The sequence below is a fragment of the Streptomyces sp. T39 genome, assembly GCF_008042045.1.
Lineage (GTDB): Bacteria > Actinomycetota > Actinomycetes > Streptomycetales > Streptomycetaceae > Streptomyces.
Map to the genome: position 1 here is coordinate 3595764 of NZ_RDBP01000012.1, position 18703 is coordinate 3614466.

Annotated in this window: 18 protein-coding genes; 10 read left to right on the plus strand and 8 right to left on the minus strand. The window is 74.2% G+C overall.

Annotated elements, in window-relative coordinates; all coding sequences use genetic code 11:
• Window positions 1-127 precede the first annotated feature (127 nt).
• From EAO77_RS17340 to EAO77_RS17350, 3 genes are all read left to right on the plus strand, one after another.
• A complete protein-coding gene (locus tag EAO77_RS17340) occupies window positions 128-1516 on the plus strand; it encodes a cellulose binding domain-containing protein (protein WP_261994001.1) in 1389 nt (462 codons plus the stop codon).
• A 129-nt stretch (window positions 1517-1645) separates the two neighbouring features.
• Entirely contained in the window at window positions 1646-2290 is a 645-nt protein-coding gene (locus tag EAO77_RS17345) for a class I SAM-dependent methyltransferase (protein ID WP_147988845.1), read from the plus strand.
• 42 nt (window positions 2291-2332) lie between these two features.
• Window positions 2333-3226, plus strand: a complete 894-nt coding sequence (locus EAO77_RS17350) for a bifunctional helix-turn-helix transcriptional regulator/GNAT family N-acetyltransferase (RefSeq protein ID WP_147988846.1) — start codon at window positions 2333-2335, stop codon at window positions 3224-3226.
• 118 nt (window positions 3227-3344) lie between these two features.
• On the opposite strand, the gene EAO77_RS17355 is transcribed toward EAO77_RS17350, so the two are convergent.
• The 3 genes from EAO77_RS17355 to EAO77_RS17365 form a co-directional block, all read right to left on the minus strand.
• Window positions 3345-4319: a Ku protein gene (locus EAO77_RS17355; protein ID WP_147988847.1), complete on the minus strand. Its 975-nt coding sequence runs from the start codon at window positions 4317-4319 to the stop codon at window positions 3345-3347.
• Between the two features lie 121 nt (window positions 4320-4440).
• Window positions 4441-5088: a 3-oxoacid CoA-transferase subunit B gene (locus tag EAO77_RS17360; protein WP_147988848.1), complete on the minus strand. Its 648-nt coding sequence runs from the start codon at window positions 5086-5088 to the stop codon at window positions 4441-4443.
• Window positions 5072-5851 carry a CoA transferase subunit A gene (locus EAO77_RS17365; protein ID WP_147988849.1) on the minus strand — a complete coding sequence of 260 codons (780 nt, stop codon included), beginning with the start codon at window positions 5849-5851 and terminating at the stop codon, window positions 5072-5074. Before EAO77_RS17365 ends, EAO77_RS17360 begins: the two co-directional genes overlap by 17 nt.
• 151 nt (window positions 5852-6002) lie before the next feature.
• On the opposite strand from EAO77_RS17365, the gene EAO77_RS17370 reads away from it, so the two are divergent.
• The gene (locus EAO77_RS17370) at window positions 6003-7775 is read left to right on the plus strand and encodes an IclR family transcriptional regulator C-terminal domain-containing protein (RefSeq protein WP_147988850.1); all 1773 of its coding nucleotides are present in this window, start codon (window positions 6003-6005) and stop codon (window positions 7773-7775) included.
• A gap of 58 nt (window positions 7776-7833) precedes the next feature.
• On the opposite strand, the gene EAO77_RS17375 is transcribed toward EAO77_RS17370, so the two are convergent.
• From EAO77_RS17375 to EAO77_RS17385, 3 genes are all read right to left on the minus strand, one after another.
• On the minus strand, window positions 7834-8268 hold the full coding sequence (locus EAO77_RS17375) for a universal stress protein (protein ID WP_147988851.1): 435 nt from the start codon (window positions 8266-8268) through the stop codon (window positions 7834-7836).
• Window positions 8269-8276: 8 nt separating this feature from the next.
• A complete protein-coding gene (locus EAO77_RS17380) occupies window positions 8277-9584 on the minus strand; it encodes an SLC13 family permease (protein WP_187283236.1) in 1308 nt (435 codons plus the stop codon).
• Window positions 9585-9658: 74 nt separating this feature from the next.
• Window positions 9659-10513 carry an aldo/keto reductase gene (locus tag EAO77_RS17385; RefSeq protein WP_147988852.1) on the minus strand — a complete coding sequence of 285 codons (855 nt, stop codon included), beginning with the start codon at window positions 10511-10513 and terminating at the stop codon, window positions 9659-9661.
• Between the two features lie 323 nt (window positions 10514-10836).
• Between EAO77_RS17385 and EAO77_RS17390 the strand changes: the two genes are divergently transcribed.
• The 6 genes from EAO77_RS17390 to mmsB all read left to right on the plus strand — a co-directional run bounded on the left by EAO77_RS17390 (window position 10837) and on the right by mmsB (window position 17390).
• Entirely contained in the window at window positions 10837-11037 is a 201-nt protein-coding gene (locus EAO77_RS17390; RefSeq protein WP_147988853.1) for a hypothetical protein, read from the plus strand.
• 310 nt (window positions 11038-11347) lie between these two features.
• Window positions 11348-11845, plus strand: coding sequence for a hypothetical protein (locus tag EAO77_RS17395; protein ID WP_147988854.1), 498 nt, complete (start codon window positions 11348-11350; stop codon window positions 11843-11845).
• Between the two features lie 496 nt (window positions 11846-12341).
• Window positions 12342-13010 (plus strand): class F sortase, encoded by a 669-nt coding sequence (locus tag EAO77_RS17400; RefSeq protein WP_147988855.1) that lies wholly within the window; start codon window positions 12342-12344, stop codon window positions 13008-13010.
• A 360-nt stretch (window positions 13011-13370) separates the two neighbouring features.
• Window positions 13371-14492, plus strand: a complete 1122-nt coding sequence (gene chvE / locus EAO77_RS17405; RefSeq protein WP_147988856.1) for a multiple monosaccharide ABC transporter substrate-binding protein — start codon at window positions 13371-13373, stop codon at window positions 14490-14492.
• The gene (gene mmsA / locus EAO77_RS17410) at window positions 14489-16087 is read left to right on the plus strand and encodes a multiple monosaccharide ABC transporter ATP-binding protein (protein ID WP_147988857.1); all 1599 of its coding nucleotides are present in this window, start codon (window positions 14489-14491) and stop codon (window positions 16085-16087) included. The genes chvE and mmsA overlap by 4 nt, the downstream gene beginning before the upstream one ends.
• 7 nt (window positions 16088-16094) lie before the next feature.
• A complete protein-coding gene (gene mmsB / locus EAO77_RS17415) occupies window positions 16095-17390 on the plus strand; it encodes a multiple monosaccharide ABC transporter permease (RefSeq protein ID WP_147988858.1) in 1296 nt (431 codons plus the stop codon).
• Window positions 17391-17432: 42 nt separating this feature from the next.
• On the opposite strand, the gene EAO77_RS17420 is transcribed toward mmsB, so the two are convergent.
• Window positions 17433-17810, minus strand: coding sequence for a YybH family protein (locus tag EAO77_RS17420; protein WP_147988859.1), 378 nt, complete (start codon window positions 17808-17810; stop codon window positions 17433-17435).
• A partial coding sequence (locus EAO77_RS40075; protein WP_261993943.1) for a hypothetical protein occupies window positions 17768-18703 on the minus strand: 936 nt, incomplete at its 5' end. The genes EAO77_RS17420 and EAO77_RS40075, both read right to left, overlap by 43 nt.

An 18703-nucleotide genomic window follows, 5' to 3' on the forward strand; every position in this document is an offset into this window, starting at 1 on the left:
GCACCAGCCACCCGGCGATCCGGGACAGCACGGCGCCGAGCTCAGACCGGCCCATCTGCAGCAGCGAGAAGAAGGCGACCACGGCGTCGTAGCCGCCGGCCCCCGCTCCGGCAGGGGCGGCACCCGGCTGCGTGCCGCGCTCGCCGCGGCCGTCGTGGCCGGTCTCGGCGCCGGCGCCCTCACCGCGCTCCCGGCCGCCGCCGCCTCGGAGTCCGTCAGCGTCCAGTACCGCCAGAGCGCCACCGGCGGGGACCAGGCCGAACCCTGGCTCAAGGTCCGCAACACCGGCACGTCGAACGTGTCGCTGAGCCAGGTCAAGCTGCGCTACTACTTCAAGGCCGAGTCCGGGGCCTCCTACCGGTTCGCCTGCTCCTGGGCCGTCCGTGGCTGCTCCGGCATCACGGGAACGTTCGGCACCCTCGCGAACCCGACCGCCACCGCCGACCGCTACCTGGAGATCGGTTTCACCGCGGCGGCCGGGACGCTCGCCCCCGGCACGGACACCGGCGACATGCAGCTGCGCTTCCACCGTGCCGACTGGCAGGCGCTCAACCAGAGCGACGACTACTCGTTCGCGCCCGAACGGACCACCTACGCCGACTGGTCCAGGATCACCGCGTCCGTCGGCGGCGTCCAGGTCTGGGGCACCGCCCCCGCCGGCAGCGGACCCGGCCCCGACCCGACCGACCCGCCGACCGACCCGCCCACCGGGGCCGCGCTCTTCGACGACTTCGACTACACCGGCCACTCCGACCCCGCCGTCGGTGCCCACGGCTGGAGCGTCCGCGCCAACTCGGGCGGTCCCGGAGTCCCCGGCGCCGCCTGGGCCCCCGAGAACGTGACCTTCGCCAAGGAGGGCACCAACTCGGTGATGAACCTGCGCACATCGACCGCCGGGACCCCCGAGTCCACCCGGCAGACCGAGATCCTGACCCGTGCCACCAAGTTCCGGAACGGCACCTACGCCTCCCGCGTCCGCTTCTCCGACGCCCCGCTCTCCGGGCCGGACGGCGACCGCGTCGTGCAGACCTTCTTCACCATCAACGACCTCAAGGCCCCCATGGCCGACGACTACGCCGAGTACGACTTCGAGTACCTGCCCAACGGCGGCTGGGGGGAGCCGGCCAACATCCTCTACACCACCTCCTGGGAGACCTACCGGCCCGACCCCTGGGAGGCCGTCAACCAGCACTCCGAGGTCCGGGCCAGCTACGCCGGCTGGCACGACCTCGTCGTCACCATCGACGACACCGCCATCGTCTACTACGTCGACGGCCAGGAGTTCGGCCGCCACGACGCCCGCTACCTGCCCGAGCGGCCCATGTCCATCAACTTCAACCAGTGGCTGATCGACCTCGCCGGGCAGACCTCGACGACGCCGCGTGCCTACGACCAGAAGGTCGACTACGTCCTGCACGTCAAGGACCAGGTCCTGACGCCCGCCCAGGTGGCCGCCAAGGTCGCCGCCTACCGTGCCGCGGGAACGGCGTTCGAGGACACCGTCCCCGCCCCGTGACCGTCGGATCTCCGCCCGGGCGGGCGGCCGGACTCCCCGGCCGCCCGCCTGGGTACGGGTGAACCGACGGGGCCCGGACCGGTCCCGCCGCAGGCGGATCCCCGGACGGGACGGACGGAAGGAGCCCTCATGGGCGAGCGGGTGCCGGACACGGCGGCGGAGGCGTTCGACGCGCTCGGAGCGGACTACGAGCGCGTGTTCGCCGACATCCCCGCACGGGACGAGGCGCTCTCGTGGCTGACGGCCCGGCTGCCCGCGCGGGCGCGGGTGCTGGACGCCGGCTGCGGGACCGGCCGGCCCGCGGCCGCCGCGCTCGCCGCCGCCGGCTGCGAGGTCACCGGCATCGACGTGTCGTCGACCATGCTCTCGCTCGCCCGCGGCCGGGTGCCCGGCGCGCGCTTCGAGCAGGCCGACGTACGGGACTTCGAGCCGCCGGCCGGCGGCTACGACGCCGTGGTCGCCTTCTTCTCGCTGCTGCAGATGGGCCGGTCGGAGCTCGGCGCCGTGCTGTCCCGGATCGCCGGGTGGCTGGTGCCCGGCGGGTACTTCGTGATGATGACCGTGCCCGGGGACTTCGAGGAGCTCCAGGTCGACTTCATGGGGCGGCGGATCGTCGTCACCAGCTGGACCGAGGAGGACTGGGTGCGGCGCCTGCGGGAGGCCGGCCTCGAGGTCGTCCGCTCGGGGACCAGCGTCCATGTGCCGGCCGAGGGCATGACCGAGGAGCACCTGACCTGTTTCGCCCGTCGCCCGGCCGGGACGCCGGCGGACTGACCCGCGCCCCCACCGCATCCATTCTCTGACTATAGTCAGAGAATGGATGCGCGGCAGATCGAGCAGGTCCGGCGGTTCAACCGCACCGTCAGCGAGCGCGTCGGCGTGCTCCACGACAGGTACCTGGGCCGCGACCGGCCCGTCGGCGAGGCCCGGCTGCTCTGGGAGGTCGGCGAGGAGGGACAGGACGTCCGGCGCCTGCGCGAACGCCTCGGCCTCGACTCCGGCTACGTCAGCCGCCTGCTGCGCTCCCTGGAACGCGACGGCATGCTCACCGTCAAACCCCACCCCGCCGACCGGAGGGTGCGCACCGTCCGGCTCACCGCCGCCGGACGCGCGGAGCGGGAACTCCTCGACCGCCGCAGCGACGAACTCGCCGGCTCGCTCCTCGACCCCCTCAACACGGCCCAGCGGACCCGGCTCGTCGCGGCGATGGCCGAGGTCGACCGGCTGCTCACCGCGGCGACCGTCTCCCTGGACACCGTCGACCCCGACCACCCCGACGCCCGCCACTGCCTGGTGGCCTACGCCGCCGAGCTCGCCGAACGCCTGGCCACCGGCTTCGACCCCGCCCGCAGCCTGCTGCCCGACCCCGGCGAACTGCGCCCGCCGCGCGGCGTGTTCCTGGTCGCCCGCCTGCACGGCGAACCGGTCGGCTGCGCCGGGCTCAAGCTGCCGTCCGGCGCCCCCGCCGAGATCAAGCGCATGTGGGTCGCCCCCGCCGCCAGGGGCCTCGGCCTCGCCCGCCGCCTGCTCACCGGCCTGGAGACGGCCGCCGCCGCCCACGGACGCGACGTCCTGCGCCTGGACACCAACAAGGCGCTCACCGAGGCGATCGGTCTCTACCGCTCCCTCGGCTTCGAGGAGGTGCCCGCGTTCAACGACGAGCGGTACGCCGACCACTGGTTCGAGAAGCGCCTCGCGGCCCGGGACTGAACCCGGGCCGCCCGCCCCCGCGCGTCAGGCGTCGCACCGGCCCGGGCGGGCGGCGATCGCCGCCCGCCCGGGCCGGACGCCGTTCCCTGGGTCCGGAGCCGTCAGGGGAGGCCGCTGCTCAGGACGCCCGGCGGGGGCGCCGCGCGGCCGTCTTCGCCGCCGTCTTCTTCGTGGCGCCCTTCTTGGCGGTGCTCTTCCCCGCGGACGCCTTCGCGGACGCCGTCTTCTTCCCCGCGGACTTCTTCGCCGTGCTCTTCCCGCCCGAGGTCTTCTTCGGTCCGGGCATCTCGTGCACGGTGGCGTCCCCGTCCTCACCCCGCTGCTCCCGGGCCGCCGCCACCGACGCGTTGAGGGCGGCCATCAGGTCGACGACCTCTCCGGCCTGCTTCTCGTCGCCCTCCGCCGCCGGGGGCTCCCTGCCCTCCGCCTTGGCGGCGATCACGTCCTCGAGGGCCTCGCGGTAGCGGTCGGTCAGCTCCGGCATGTGCTCCTCGGACATGGTGTCCATGAGCGCGAGGGCGCCGTCGACCTCCTCGTCGGTCAGCTCCACGGGGGCGGGCGCCAGGGACTCGGGGGAGCGGATCTCGTCGGGCCAGTGCATCGAGTGGAGCACCAGCGTGTCCTGCTTCACGCGCAGCAGCCCGAGCCGCTCACGGCCGCGCAGCGCGAACTTGGCGACGGCGACCTTCGCGCTGCGCTCCAGGGCCTGGCGGAGGAGCTTGTAGGGCTTGGCGGCGACCTGCCCGTCGCCCTCCAGGTAGTACGAGGCGCCGATCCGGACGGGGTCGATGGATCCGGCGGGGACGAACGCCACGATCTCGATCGCCTTGGCCGTCGGCAGCGGCATGTCGTCCAGATCCTTGTCCGTCACCGCCACCAGGGTGTCCTTGGCGTACTCGAAGCCCCGGGTGATCTCGTCGTCCGTCAGCTGCTTCCCGTCCAGCTCGCAGACCTTGCGGTAGCGGATGCGCCCCCCGTCCTCCAGGTGGATCTGCCGGAAGGAGATCGTGTGGTTCTCCGTGGCGGGCAGCACCTTGATGGGGATGGTGACCAGGCCGAAGCTGATCGCGCCGGTCCAGATGGGGCGGGGCATGGGCTACCTCCGTGACGGCCCCGAGCACCGCCAGCGTACGACCGTCCCGGCCCGCGCACAGCCCGGGACCGCCAGGGGGGTGCGCCCCACGGCCCGCCCGTGCCGGACGGTGCGACGGGGATCAGTGCGCAAGCTGCCCGGGGACGCGCACCGGGGCGGCGGTGGCCCGCAGGAGGGCGCCGGTCTCCACACCGGGGGCCGTCTCCACGAGCGTCAGACCGTCCGGGCCGGTGTCGAGGACGGCGAGATCGGTGACGATCCGCTGCACGCAGCGCAGGCCCGTCAGCGGCAGGGTGCACTCCTCGACGATCTTGGGGCTGCCGTCCCTGGCCGTGTGGGTCATCAGGGCGACGACCCGGCGGGCCCCGTGCACCAGGTCCATCGCGCCGCCGATGCCGGTCACCAATGTCCCGGGGACGGCCCAGTTCGCCAGGTCGCCCCGGGCCGAGACCTGCATGGCCCCCAGCACGGCGGTGTCGATGTGCCCGCCCCGGATCATCGCGAAGGACAGGGCCGAGTCGAAGAAGGACGCTCCCGGCAGGACCGTGACCGTCTCCTTGCCCGCGTTGATCAGATCGGGATCCACCTCGTCGGCCAGCGGGTACGGACCGGTGCCCAGGATCCCGTTCTCGGAGTGCAGCACCACCTCCACGCCGGGCGGGAGATGGGCGGGGATCAGCGTCGGCAGCCCGATCCCGAGGTTCACGTACTCGCCGTCGCGCAGCTCGCGCGCCGCCCGCGCGGCCATCTGCTCACGTGTCCAGGGCACCGGCTGCCTCCTCGCGGACGGTACGCCGCTCGATCCGCTTGTCGGCCGCCTCGGCGGGGGAGAGGGCGACGACGCGCTGCACGAAGACGCCGGGCACGTGCACCGCGTCCGGATCGATGGCACCCGGCTCGACCAGTTCCTCGACCTCGGCGACGGTGACGCGCCCGGCCATCGCCGCGAGCGGGTTGAAGTTCCGCGCGGACCGGGCGAAGGCCAGATTGCCGTGGCGGTCCCCCTTCGCGGCCCTGACCAGGGCGAAGTCGGTCCGGATGGCGGTCTCCAGCACATGGTCGACGCCGTCGAAGGCCCGTACCTCCTTGGGCGGGGAGGCGACCGCGACACGGCCCAGGGCGTCGTACCGCCACGGCAGCCCTCCGTCGGCGACCGCCGTCCCCACTCCGGCGGGCGTGTAGAAGGCGGGGATGCCCGCGCCGCCCGCGCGCAGCCGCTCGGCGAGGGTGCCCTGGGGGATGAGCTCCAGTTCGATGTCGCCTCCGAGGTACCGGCGCGCGAACTCCTTGTTGGAGCCGATGTAGGAACCGGTCACCCGGGCGATGCGGCCCGCCGACAGCAGCACGGTCAGCCCCGTGTCCATCGCCCCGCAGTTGTTCGACACGACGTGCAGGCCACTGCTGCCGAGCGCGTGCAGCGCCCGGATGAGCACCGCCGGCACACCGCTCAGACCGAAGCCCCCGACGGCGACCGACGCGCCGTCCCCGATGTCCGCCACCGCCTCGGCGGCCGTCGCCACCACCTTGTCCATGGCCGCACCCTCTCCATCCGTTCGCACAATGAACTATGGTTCACTCGGCCGGGCCCGCAGAGTCTGACCAGCCGGGTGCCGCCTGTCAACGAGGCGCCACCGGCTCACGCTTGTACGGCGCCCCGCGCCGCCCGCCCACCAGGAGCCGCCCATGGCGCCCAGCCCGACACCGGCCTCCCGCGACGCGGCGGCCGCGAGCGGCACGGCGGCCTCCCGCGACACCGACGCCGCGAGCGAGCCGGCGGCCGTGAGCGACGCCCCGGCCTCCCGCGACACCGCGGCCGCGAGCGAGACGGTGGCCACGATCGAGCGCGGACTGTCCGTCCTGCGCCTGCTCGCCGCGGCCCGGTCCGGCCGGACGAGCCGTGCCGATCTCGTCCGGGCCACCGGTCTGGCCCGGTCCTCGCTCGACCGGGTCGCCGCGACCCTGTGCCGTCTCGGGCACCTGCGCGCCGAAGGCCAGGACCTGCTGCTGACCCCGCGGGTGATGGAGTTCGGCAACGCCTATCTCGCGGCCGCCCGGATCCCGTCGCTGGCGGGCCCCGCGCGGCGCCTGGCCGAGGAACTGGACGAGAGCGTCTCCGTCTCCGTCCCGGACGGGGACGGCTCCCGGTTCGTGGTGCGGTGCCCGCGCAGCCGTGCCATGGCCGTCGCCTTCCGGGTCGGCGACCTGCTGCCCGCCGAACGCTCCGCGTCCGGCCCGCTGTTCGCCGCCGCATGGGACACCCGCGACTGGGAGCGCTGGCGCCGCCGGCGCGCCGCGGGCCCGGCCACGGACGCCTTCCCGGCCCTGCCGCCCGTACCCGGCGCGGGCACCGGCGCGGCGGACTTCGCCGAACGCGCTGAGCGGGCGCGCCGCACGGGGGCCGCGCTCGACGACCAGACGGTGGAGCCCGGTGTCATCGCCGTCTCGCTGCCCGTCCACGGCCCCGGCGGAGAGGTCGTCTGCGCGGTCGGCGTGGTCAGCCACACCAGCCGGCACACCGTCGACAGCCTCGCGGAACACGCCCTGCCGCGGCTGCGCGCCTGCGTCCGCGACATGGCCGGCGCCCTCGCCCGTCCCCCGGAGGACGACCCCGGGCCCGCGGCCCGCGCCGGCGACGCCACCGCCCGGCGGCTGCGCGCCGCCAAGGAGGAACTCGGCCCCGTCTTCCTCCAGTCGCTCGCCCGCGGTCTCGCCGTCCTCGGCGTCCTGCGGGCACCGGGCGGCCTGTCCCTGGCACGGATCGCCGAGGCCACCGGTCTGCCCCGCGCCACCGCGCGCCGTGCCCTGCACTCCCTGGCCCACCTCGGCTATGTCGCGACGGACGCGACGGGCCGCACCTTCACCCCCCTGCCCCGCGTGCTGGAACTCGGCTACGCGGCACAGTCCGCCGTCGGCTTCGAACGCCTGGCCACTCCGCATCTGGCCGATCTGGTGCGCCGAATCCACGACTCGTCGTCGATCGCCGTGCTCGACGGCGACGACATCCGCTACGTCGCCCGGGTGGCGACCACCCGCATCATGGGCGTCGACCTGGCCGTCGGCACGCGCCTGCCGGCACCGGTCACCGCCATGGGCCGGGTGCTGCTCGCCGGGCTGCCGCCCGCGCAGGCGGAGCGGCGGCTCGCCCGGTGGTCCGCGCGGACGCCCGGCGCACCCGGGCGCCCGGACGAGCTGCGGCGGACGCTCGACGCCGCGCACCGCGACGGCTACGCGGTGTCCGACGAGGAACTGGAGCCGGGCCTGCGCTCCATCGCCGTCCCGCTCCACGACCGGAGCGGGCGCGTGGTGGCGGCGATGAACGTCGCCGTGCACGCGGCCCACCGCAGCGTGCGCGACCTCCGGGACAACGTCCTGCCCCGTCTGGCGCACACGGCCCGGCGCATCGAGGAGGACCTGGCGGCCGCGACCGAGTGCACGGACGCGGCGGCCCCGGTCTGACGGCGCCCGGGGGAGCCGCGGGGCGGGCGGTGCGGCCGCCTGGGCCCGTCCTGGCGGTTCAGACGAGGAGCACCGGGCAGGTCGCGTGGTCGACCACGTACCGGGTGGCCGGGCCGAGCGTGTGGGGGCCCGGCACGGAGCGGTCGCCGTCGCGCCCGCAGACGAGCAGGTCGGCCCCCGCCGACGCCGCCACCACCTCGTGGCCGGTCCGCCCGTGCAGCAGCAGACGCTCCGCGGGACGGCCCAGGCGGGCCGCCGCACGGTCCGTCAGCTCCTCCGCCGCGGCCCGGGCCAGCTCCTCGACCCGGGTACCGGGGTCGCGCGGCCCGTGCCCGCGCCCCAGCAGCCCGGCGAAGGCACCGTGCGCGGCGTCCGCGACGTCGTCGTCCGTGACGTGCAGCAGCACGAGCCCGTCCTCGGCGGCGGTGCGGCGCAGCGCGGCGTCCACGCACGCGGCCCAGGTGCCCTCGGTGATCCAGACGACGACGCCCATGATCCTGCTCAGCCTCCGATGGTGTGGAGCGCCGCCCACAGGGCGGCGGTGGATGCCACCAGTGTGGCGGGCACGGTCACCAGACCCAGCAGGGTGAAGTCCCGCAGCAGCGGCGGGTGCTCGTGCTCATGCAGGACACGGCGCCAGAGCAGCGTGGCCAGCGAGCCCACATACGTCAGATTCGGCCCGATGTTCACCCCGATCAGCGCCGCCAGCACCGGTCCGGGCCCCGCCGGCGCGAGAATCGGCACGAGCGCGAGGACCGCGGGCAGGTTGTTGATCAGATTGGCAAGCACCGCGGCCACGGCGGCCACGGCCAGCAGCGCGCCGAGCGAGTGCCCCTCGGGCAGCACCCGCCCGAGGGCGTCGCCCAGACCGCCCGCGACCACCGCGCCCACGACCACCCCGAGCGCGAGCACGAACAGGCAGAACAGCGGCGCCGCCGAACCGGCGAGGCGCCGCACCGACGTCTGCCGCCGCACCAGCGCCCGCACGGCCAGCACCAGCGTCCCCGCGAGCGCCGCCCACACCGGGCTCCAGCCGGCGAACGACGCGACGACGAACCCGGCGAGCGTCAGCCCCAGCACGACCGGTGCGAAGACCGGCATCCCCGGACGCTCCGCCGGGGGCACCGGCGCAGCCCCCGCCGCCAGGTCGGCCCGGAAGAAGCGGCGGAACACCGCGTACTCGACCGCGATCGCCGCCACCCACGGCAGCGCCATCAGAGCGGCGAACCGGGTGAACGACAGGCCGCTGGCGGTGAACGCGAGCAGATTGGTGAGATTCGAGACCGGCAGCAGGAGCGAGGCCGAGTTGGCCAGGTGCGCCGTCGCGTAGACGTGCGGGCGGGGCCGCGCGCCGAGGCGGGCGGCGGTCGCGAACACGACCGGTGTCAGCAGCACCACCGTCGCGTCCAGACTGAGCGCCGCCGTGACGACGGACGAGAGCGCGAACACGCCGCCCAGCAGCGGCACGGGCCCGCCCGAACACAGCCGCGCCACCAGATCGCCCGCCGCGGTGAACAGCCCCTCGTCCGCGCAGAGCTGCGCGAGGACCAGCACCACCGCCAGGAAGCCGACCACCGGCAGCAGTTCACGCACCTGGTCCCAGGCGACGGCGGGCGAGACGGCGCCGACGGCCACCACCAGGGCGGCGGCGGGTACGGCGGCGACCGCCTCCGGCAGCCCCCGGGGGCGCGCGACACCGAACGCCAGCACCCCCAGCAGCAGGACGACCGACAGGATCTCGGCTACGACGGTGCTCAGCGTGCTCTCCCAAAGCCCGGGCCACCCGGTGGCCACGACGGCGCCCAGCATCCCACGCCGTGCCCCGGCCGACGCGCCCGGGCGCTGCCGCGCCGGAGCGGGCCGGCGGCCGCCTCCGCGAAGGGTCAGGCCGGGCCGGGGGCCGTGTCCGCTGCCAGCCGGTCGAGACGCGCGCGCTGCGCCGCGTCGAGCACGACGTGCGCGGCGGCGAGGTTCTCCTCCAGATGGCCGACGCTGGCCGTGCCGGGGATGGGCAGCATCACCGGGGACCTGCCGAGCAGCCAGGCGAGCGCGACCTGGGTGGCCGTCGCACCGGTCTCGGACGCCACGGCGGCGACCTCCTCCCGCGCGCCCGCCTCTCCGGCCGCCACGGGCCGCCACGGGAGGAACGCGATCCCGGCCTCCTCGCACGCCTCGAGCACCTCCTCGTGCTCGCGGTCGAGGAGGTTGTAGCGGTTCTGCACGCTGGCGATCTCCACGGTCCGCCGGGCGCGGGCGAGCTGGCCGGCCGTCACCTCGGACAGCCCGATGTGGCCGATCAGGCCCTCGGCCCGCAGGTCCCGCAGGGTGCCGATCTGGTCGTCGAGCGGAGTCTCCGGGTCGATCCGGTGGAGCTGGAGGAGGTCGATCCGCTCGACCCGCAGCCGCCGCAGCGCCGCCTCGACCTGCTCCCTGAGGAGTTCCGGACGTCCGTCCAGCCGCCACTCGCCGCCCTGGCCGGTACGGGCCACGCCGACCTTGGTGGTGACCAGCAGGCCCTTCGGATAGGGGTGCAGCGCCTCGGCGAGCAGCTCCTCGTTGGCGCCCCCGCCGTACAGATGGGCCGTGTCGATCAGGGTGACCCCCAGGTCGACGGCTCGACGCACGAGCGCCACCGACGCCGCCCGCGCCCCGTCCGGCTCCGTCGGCAGCCGCATCGCGCCGAACCCGAGCCGTCGTACGTCCAGTTCCCCGCCGATCCGGAACGTCTGCTCCGTCATCGTCCTCGCCCCCTCCGGTCCGGCGGCTCACGCTAACAGGGCCCTCCTCCCGGCCGGCGCGGACCGGCGAGGACCGGCCACCGGGCCGCGCGTCCGCCGGCCGGACGCCCGCCCACCCGGCGAGGACCGGCCGTTCCGGGTGAACGGGGAGTCGCCGGGTCGGGCGAGGGGTATGCGCGCAGGTGAGTCTCCTCGAGGAGGTCGTGACATGACGTGCCAGCGGTGCGGGGCCGGCGCCCTGCAGCAGAACGGCCGTTGGGTGTGCAGCCGGCAGTGCGGCTGGTCGTCGAACGCCCCCGGAGCGGCGACGGGCGGTGACGGTGATGGATGAGGGCGTGTCCCCGGCCGCGAGCGTCGGCCCCGAGGTCACCCGCACCGAGTGCAAGCGCTGCGGCAAGCAGATCAGAGGGGTGAACGGGCGGTACGCGTGCTCGCTGTGCGGGTGGGTCAACCACTGGAGCGAGGGCCACAACCGGCTCCCCTCGGGCGCCGAGGACCCGGACTACCGCCCGGGCCGGTCCTGAACCGGTCTTGCGGCCGGACACCGCGGCAGCACGTGCGGGACGCTCGGACACGGCCGCTGCCGGGTGCGGCCTCGCTGGGCGCGGCCCTTCGGCGTGTTGCCACCCGAACGCCACATGCGCGCCGCATTCCACCGTCGGGCCCAGAGGCAGCCCCGTCACCTGCGACGACGCGCCGCCCGGAGCCCGCCGGGCCGACCGCCACGCGTTGCGCACACGCTGTGCGAAGCCCGGAGCTGCTTGGCTGGGCGCCGGAGCGCGGCCCGTTCGCGGGACGTCCTGTCCCGCCCCGCGCCGTTCGAGAGGTGGCGCCATGCGCAGCGTACGGATGCTCGTCTGTGGCACGGCCGTTGCGGCGGCTCTCGCTGTGCCGGTCGCCCCGGCGGCAGCGGCGGTCTCCGGTGAGTCCGACGTCAGTGTCAGCCCGATGCGGGCGTACCCCGGATCGACGGTCAGCGTCAGCACGGAGGTCTGCGGCCCGGACGCCACCTACGCCAAGGGCCAGGCGGAAGCGGGCGGCCAGATCAACCTGACCGACGACGGGGCCGCCGGCGAACTGGCCGGCGACTTCACCGTGCCGGAGGGCGCGGAGGCGGGCGTCTACACCATCACCGTCAAGTGCCCGCCGCGCACGCGTGTGCAGGCCAGCTTCGAGGTCGTCGACCGGCCCGCGGGCGCCGTGAGCGGCGGATTCGGCGGCGCCGGCGGCCTGAACGGCACTCAGATCGCGATCGGCGGCCTGCTGATCGCGGGCGCCGCCGCGGGCGGCATGGCGACGAAGCGCCGGCGCGCCGCGTCGGCCACCGCCTGACCGACCGCCGTCCGCCCCTGTCCGTGGTCCGTCCTCCGCCACGGGGCGGCCACGGGGCCCGGCCCGCCGCGGCCGACCGGCCGCCGTCCGTACGCAGTGGCCGCCGGCCACCGTCCGGCACCGGACAGTGGCCGCCGGCCACCGTCCGGCACCGGAGGGATCCGGGGCTTCAGCCGCACCGTGGCCAGCGCCGCTTCACGGCCGCCGTCCGGCACCGGACGGATACCGGGCCCTTCGCCGCGCCGCCCGCGCGGCCCCGTCCGGCACCGGACGGATACCGGGCCCTTCGCCGCGCCGCCCGCGCGGCCCCGTCCGGCACCGGACGGATACCGGGCCCTTCGCCGCGCCGCCCGCGCCGCCCGCGCGGCCCCGTCCGGCACCGCACGGATCCCGCGCCGCCGGCCCGCCGCCGTCCGCCCGCAGCGGCGGCTGGCTGCCGCCCGCCGTCCCGCGGACGGGCACCGCACCTCACCGACGCACAGGAGCCCCTCCCGCGATGGCCAGCGCACACGGCGCACCCCTCATGCAGCCACGGACCCGCCTCGCGGTGCTCGTCGTCGGCATCGTGCTGCTGGTCAACGGCCTGCGCGGCGGGGCTCCCCAGCCCACCGCCGCGCAGGCGACCGCTGCTCCCGGCGGGGCCGGGGCACGGATCGGGGTGCCGGAGCGCCTGCGGCCGCCGGTGAGCGCGCCGGTGGAGCCGCGCTCCCGTACCGTCCCGGTGCGGCTGCGCATCCCGGCCATCGCCGTCGACGCCCCGATGGCGGAGCTGGGGCTCGACGGGGACGGGGTCCTGGAGGTGCCCCCGGCGGAGCGGGCCGACACGGCGGGCTGGTACGCCGACGGCCCCGCGCCGGGGGAGCCCGGTACCGCCGTCGTCGCGGGACATGTCGACAGCCCCGCCGGACGCGCCGTCTTCTACCTGCTCGGCGGTCTCGCCCGGGGCAGCAGCGTCACCGTCACCCGCCGCGACGGCCGTACCGTGCGCTTCTCGGTGTACGCGGTCGAGGCGTACGACAAGGACGCCTTCCCGAGCCGCAAGGTCTACCACAGCAGCGCGGCGCCCGAGTTGCGGATCATCACCTGCGGCGGCGGCTACCGCAAGGACACGGGCTACCTCGGCAACGTGGTCGTCTACGCGAGCCTGGCCGAGCAGCCCGGCTGAGCCCCCGGCGCCCCGGCACGGACCGGTCGCCTCCCCGGGCAGTGCCCCCGTCCTCCCGCACCGCGGGGGCGGGGGCGCCGTCGTGCCGCCTTCGCCCACGGGGACCCTGCGTGCCGCCTTCGCCCACGGCGACCCGTTCCGCGTCACCGGTCGACGTGCCGTGCGCGACCCGTTGACACCCCCTGTGCGGACTGCATACTTTGCACGCCACAATCTCGAACGAGTGACGAAATATCGAACGTGACGAGGTGTCAGTGCGCGGGAGCCGGCGGCCTGCGGCCCTCTCCCGGTGGCGCCCCTGCCCGTTCGACGCACCCGAAGGCGCGCGACGCCGCGCCCCCGCTCCGGAAGGAGAACGACATGCGTACCCCCACGCGCCGCGTCCCGGTCCCGGTCGCGGCGACGGTGGCCGGACTGCTCGTCCTGTCGCTGACCGCCTGCGGACAGGAGGCCCTCGGCGGCAGCCGCTACCAACCCGGGAAGAGCGACGGCGTCACCGTCGGCCTGGCGATGCCCACGAAGTCGTCCGAACGCTGGATCGCCGACGGCGAGAACATGGCGGAGCAGTTCCGCAAGGCCGGCTACGCCACGGATCTCCAGTACGGGGACGACAAGGTGGAGAACCAGGTCGCCCAGATCGAGAGCATGATCACCAAGGGGGTCGGGCTGCTCGTCGTCGCGGCCATCGACGGCTCCGCCCTGTCGGACGTCCTGGAACAGGCCGACGAGTCGGGCATTCCCGTGATCGCGTACGACCGGCTCATCATGGGGACCGGCAGCGTGGACTACTACGCGTCGTTCGACAACGAGCGGGTCGGACGGCTCCAGGCCCAGTACATCGTGGACGCCCTGGAGCTGGGCGATCCCGCGCCGGGCGGCAGGTCACGCACCATCGAGCTGTTCGCGGGCTCCCCGGACGACAACAACACCAAGTACTTCTGGAACGGCGCCATGCAGGTGCTGCAGCCCTACCTCGACAGCCGGCAGCTCGTGGTGCGCAGCGGGCAGACGACCCTCGCGAAGGCGGCCACGCTGCGCTGGAGCGGCGAGACCGCGCAGAAGCGGATGGACGACGTGGTCACCCGGAGCTACGGACAGGAGCGCATCGACGCCGTGCTCTCGCCGTACGACGGTATCTCCATCGGCATCATCTCCGCCCTCCAGAGCGCCGGTTACGGCACCGCGAGCCAGCCGCTTCCGGTGGTCACCGGCCAGGACGCGGAACTGGCATCGGTGAAGTCGATCATGCGGGGCGAGCAGACGCAGACCGTCTTCAAGGACACCCGCGAACTCGCCAAGCAGGCCGTCCAGATGGGCGACGCCGCCCTCACCGGCAAGACGGTGCGCGTCAACAACACCACGGACTACGACAACGGTGTCAAGACCGTGCCCTCGTACCTCCTGGAGCCGGTCAGCATCGACAGGAAGAACACCCGGCTCCTCGTCGACCAGGGCTACTTCACCGAGAGCCAGCTCTCATGAGCGCCCCGGTCCCGCCGCCCCCCGCCGACGCGGGCGGACCCGCGGCGCCCGTCCTGCGCATGAGCGGCATCACCAAGCGCTTCCCGGGCGTCACCGCGCTCAGCGACGTCGACCTCACCGTGCGCCCCGGCGAGATCCACGCCGTCTGCGGGGAGAACGGCGCGGGCAAGTCCACCCTCATGAAGGTGCTCAGCGGCGTGCACCCGCACGGCAGTTACGAAGGCGAGATCGCCTTCGAGGGCCGGCCCGTCGCCTTCCGGGACATCAGGGCGAGCGAGCGTCACGGCATCGTGATCATCCACCAGGAACTCGCCCTCGTCCCGCACCTGTCGATCGCGGAGAACATCTTCCTCGGCAACGAGCGGACCACCCGCGGATTCATCGACTGGAATGCCACCAACCGCCGGGCCGCCCGGCTGCTCGCCCGGGTGGGCCTGCGGGAGAAGCCGCAGACACCGATCAGCGAACTGGGCGTCGGCAAACAGCAGCTGGTCGAGATCGCCAAGGCCCTGGCCAAGGAGGTGCGGCTGCTCATCCTCGACGAGCCGACCGCCGCACTCAACGACGACGACAGCGCCAAACTCCTCGCCCTCATCCGCGAACTGCGCGACCAGGGCATCGCCTGCATCATCATCTCCCACAAGCTGGGCGAGATCCGGGCGGTCGCCGACTCGGTGACCGTGCTGCGCGACGGGCGGACCGTCGAGACCCTCGCCGTGCGCACCTCGCCCGACGCCCGGCCGGAGCTCTCCGAGGACCGCATCATCCGGGCCATGGTCGGACGCGACCTCGACCACCGCTACCCCGAGCGCACCCGTTACGAGGGCCCCGACGCCGGACGCACCGCGCTGCGCATCAGCGGCTGGACCGTACGCCACCCGGTCGACCAGCAGCGCACCGTCGTCGACGACGTCTCCCTGACCGTCGGCCGCGGCGAGATCGTCGGCATGGCCGGCCTCATGGGAGCGGGCCGCACCGAACTCGCCATGTCCGTCTTCGGCCGCTCGTGGGGCCGCTGGGTCGCCGGCACCGTCCAGGTGCACGAACGCGAGGTCAGCACCCGGACGGTGCCCGCCGCCGTGGACGCCGGCATCGCGTACGTCACCGAGGACCGCAAGCACTACGGGCTCAACCTCATCGACACCATCAGCCGCAACGTCTCCCTCGCCTCCCTGCCCGGCATGGTGCGCCGCGGCACGGTCGATGCCCACCACGAACGGTCGGTGGCCGAGCGCTACCGCCGCTCGATGAACATCAAGGCGCCCACCGTCTTCGAGCAGACCGGCCGCCTCTCCGGCGGCAACCAGCAGAAGGTCGTGCTCAGCAAGTGGATCCACGCCGACCCGGACGTGCTCATCCTCGACGAACCCACCCGGGGGATCGACGTCGGCGCCAAGTACGAGATCTACACCGTGATCGACCGGCTCGCGGCCCAGGGCAAGGCGGTGCTGGTCATCTCGTCCGAGCTGCCGGAACTGCTCGGGATGTGCGACCGGATCTACACCATGGCCGAGGGCCGGCTGACCGGTGAGGTCGCCCGGGCCGACGCCACCCAGGAAGTCCTGATGCGCCAGATGACCACCCACGGAGGCTGAGGCCGGTATGACCACCACGACCACACCGACCGAGACCTCGGCGGCGCCACCGGCCGAGCCCGGCGCGGGCGCGGTGCTGCTGCACGGGCTGCGCACCCACGTGCGCCAGTACGGCATGCTCTTCGCGCTGGCGCTCATCGTGCTGCTCTTCGGCTTCTGGACCGACGGCGCGCTGCTGCGCCCCGGCAACATCTCCAACCTGCTCCAGCAGAACGGCTACATCCTCATCCTGGCCATGGGCATGATGATCGTCATCATCGCCGGCCACATCGACCTGTCCGTCGGCTCGGTCGCCGCCTTCGTCGGCGCGATATCGGCCGTGATGATGATCGAACACGATCTGCCCTGGGGCGTGGCGCTCGCCGTCTCGCTGCTCATCGGCGCCCTCGCGGGCGCCTGGCAGGGCTTCTTCATCGCCTATCTGGGCATCCCGTCCTTCATCGTGACCCTCGCCGGGATGCTGCTCTTCCGCGGCCTGACACAGATCACCCTCGAAGGACAGTCGCTCTCCCCGTTCCCCGACGGCTTCCAGAACCTCGCGAAGGGCGTCGTCCCCGAGGCGGGTCCGGCGTGGAGCATCCCCCTCCCGTTCACCCTCCACCTGGACCTCGGCTTCATCGAGCTGCGGACGGACGCCATCGGCCCCTACCACAACCCGACGCTGCTCATCGGGCTGGTGGTCGTCGCCCTGCTCCTCGTGCGCGAGGTGCGCGACCGCCGCCGGCAGCGGGCGTACGAACTGGAGGTGCTGCCCCGCGGCATCTGGCTGCTCAAGTGCGTGGCGACGGCCGCCGCGGTGGCCGCCTTCACCCTGACCCTGGCGAGCTGGCACGGCATGCCCGTGATCATGCTCGTCGTGTGCGGGCTGCTCCTGGTGCTCGGTCATGTGATGCGCAACGCCGTGGTGGGGCGCCACGTCTACGCCCTGGGCGGCAACAAGGCGGCGGCCAAGCTGTCCGGCGTCAAGGACAAGCGCGTCACCTTCCTGGTCTTCGTCAACATGGGCGTGCTCGCGGCCCTCGCCGGATGCGTGTTCGCCGCCCGGCTCAACTCCGGCACACCGCAGGCGGGTCTCAACTTCGAACTGGAGGCCATCGCGGCGGCGTTCATCGGAGGCGCCTCCATGAGCGGCGGCGTCGGCACCGTGCTCGGCGCCATCATCGGCGGCCTGGTCCTGGGCGTGCTCAACAACGGCATGAACCTGGTCGGCATCGGCACCGACTGGCAGCAGGTCATCAAGGGCCTGGTGCTGCTGGCGGCGGTCGGCGTGGACGTGTGGAACAAGCGCAGGGCCGGCTCGTAGCGCGACGGGGAGGGGCGGGCGCCCGCCCCTCCCCGGATGCCGTCAGCGCGCCCCCGCCGGGTTGTCGCCGGCGTCGAGGTAGGTGCCGTACCCCTCGGTCACCAGGGGGCCGTCGAAGACGAGCACCTCGTTGACCAGACCGCCGCGCTGGTTGCGGTAGTTGACGACCAGGCACCCCACTCCCGCGTACACGCCCACGACCTCGAAGCGAAGGTCCGGGATCCGCCGCAGCCCTTCCGTCCAGTAGGCGCGCAGCGCCTCCTTGCCGCGGATCACGCCGTCCCCGCCGAGGAGTCGGGCGGCAACGGGCGAGGAGAAGGTCACCCCGTCGGAGAAGTGCGCCAGCAGCGCGTCCAGGTCGTGGGCGTTCCAGGACGTCACCCAGGAGTCGGCGAAGGCGCGCGCGAAGTCGTGATCCATGAGGGTGCATCATGCCGCCTGCGGGCGACGGGATCCATGCGGAGGATCACGCCCTCCGGGCCCGCCGCGGTGCCGGGTTCCGCACCGCCGGCCCCCTCCGTCACCGCGGTGTCCCCGGCCCCGCCGGCCCCATGGCGGCGCCCGCCTTCCGCCGCCGGTGGTGCACCATGGCTGTACGACCGATGTGACCCACCGCACAGCCTCCCTGGGGGATCGATGCGCACCTGGCTCCCGCCCCGGCTCCTCGGCCTGACCMCCGCGACGTGGCCGCCCGTCGACGCGACCAGGGTCAGGACCGGGTCGGTGGCGCCGGAGAAGGTGACCGACGACGTCCAGGGCTGGTTCCTGCCGCCCGCCGAGAGGCAGCAGGTGGTGCCGAGGACCTTCTCGGACGAGGGCTGCCGCACGTCCACCGTGACGGACTCGTCGACGCCGGTGATCCGGCCCCCCGCGCGCAGCGGCGAGCGGACGGACGAGCCGTAGGCCGGGGAGGTCAGTGAGAAGTCCGCGTCGTCGGTGCCGACCACCTCCCAGGGGGCGTCGAGACCGGTGCCGTAGCGCACCAGATGGATGACGGCCGCCGTGCCGCTGCCCTCGGTGCCGCTCGGCCCGACTCCGATCCGGGCCTGCCTGCCGGTGACGTCCCGTGAGGTGACGCGGTCGATCCCGGAGAACCCGAGGTAGCCCTGGGTGAAGGAGAGCGCGGTCTGCACCGGGTCGAGGTGCCAGGGCTGGCTGCCGCCGGAGCGGAAGGCGCGTTCCCACGTGCCGGCTTCGGCGAGCGTGGCGAACGGCCAGAGCGGCTGGAGGCCCGGGAAGCCGGGCAGCGCCTCGCCCCGGCCGGTGGGCGTCGGGGACGGCGAGGGGGTGGCGGGGGCGTCGCCGTCCGTCGT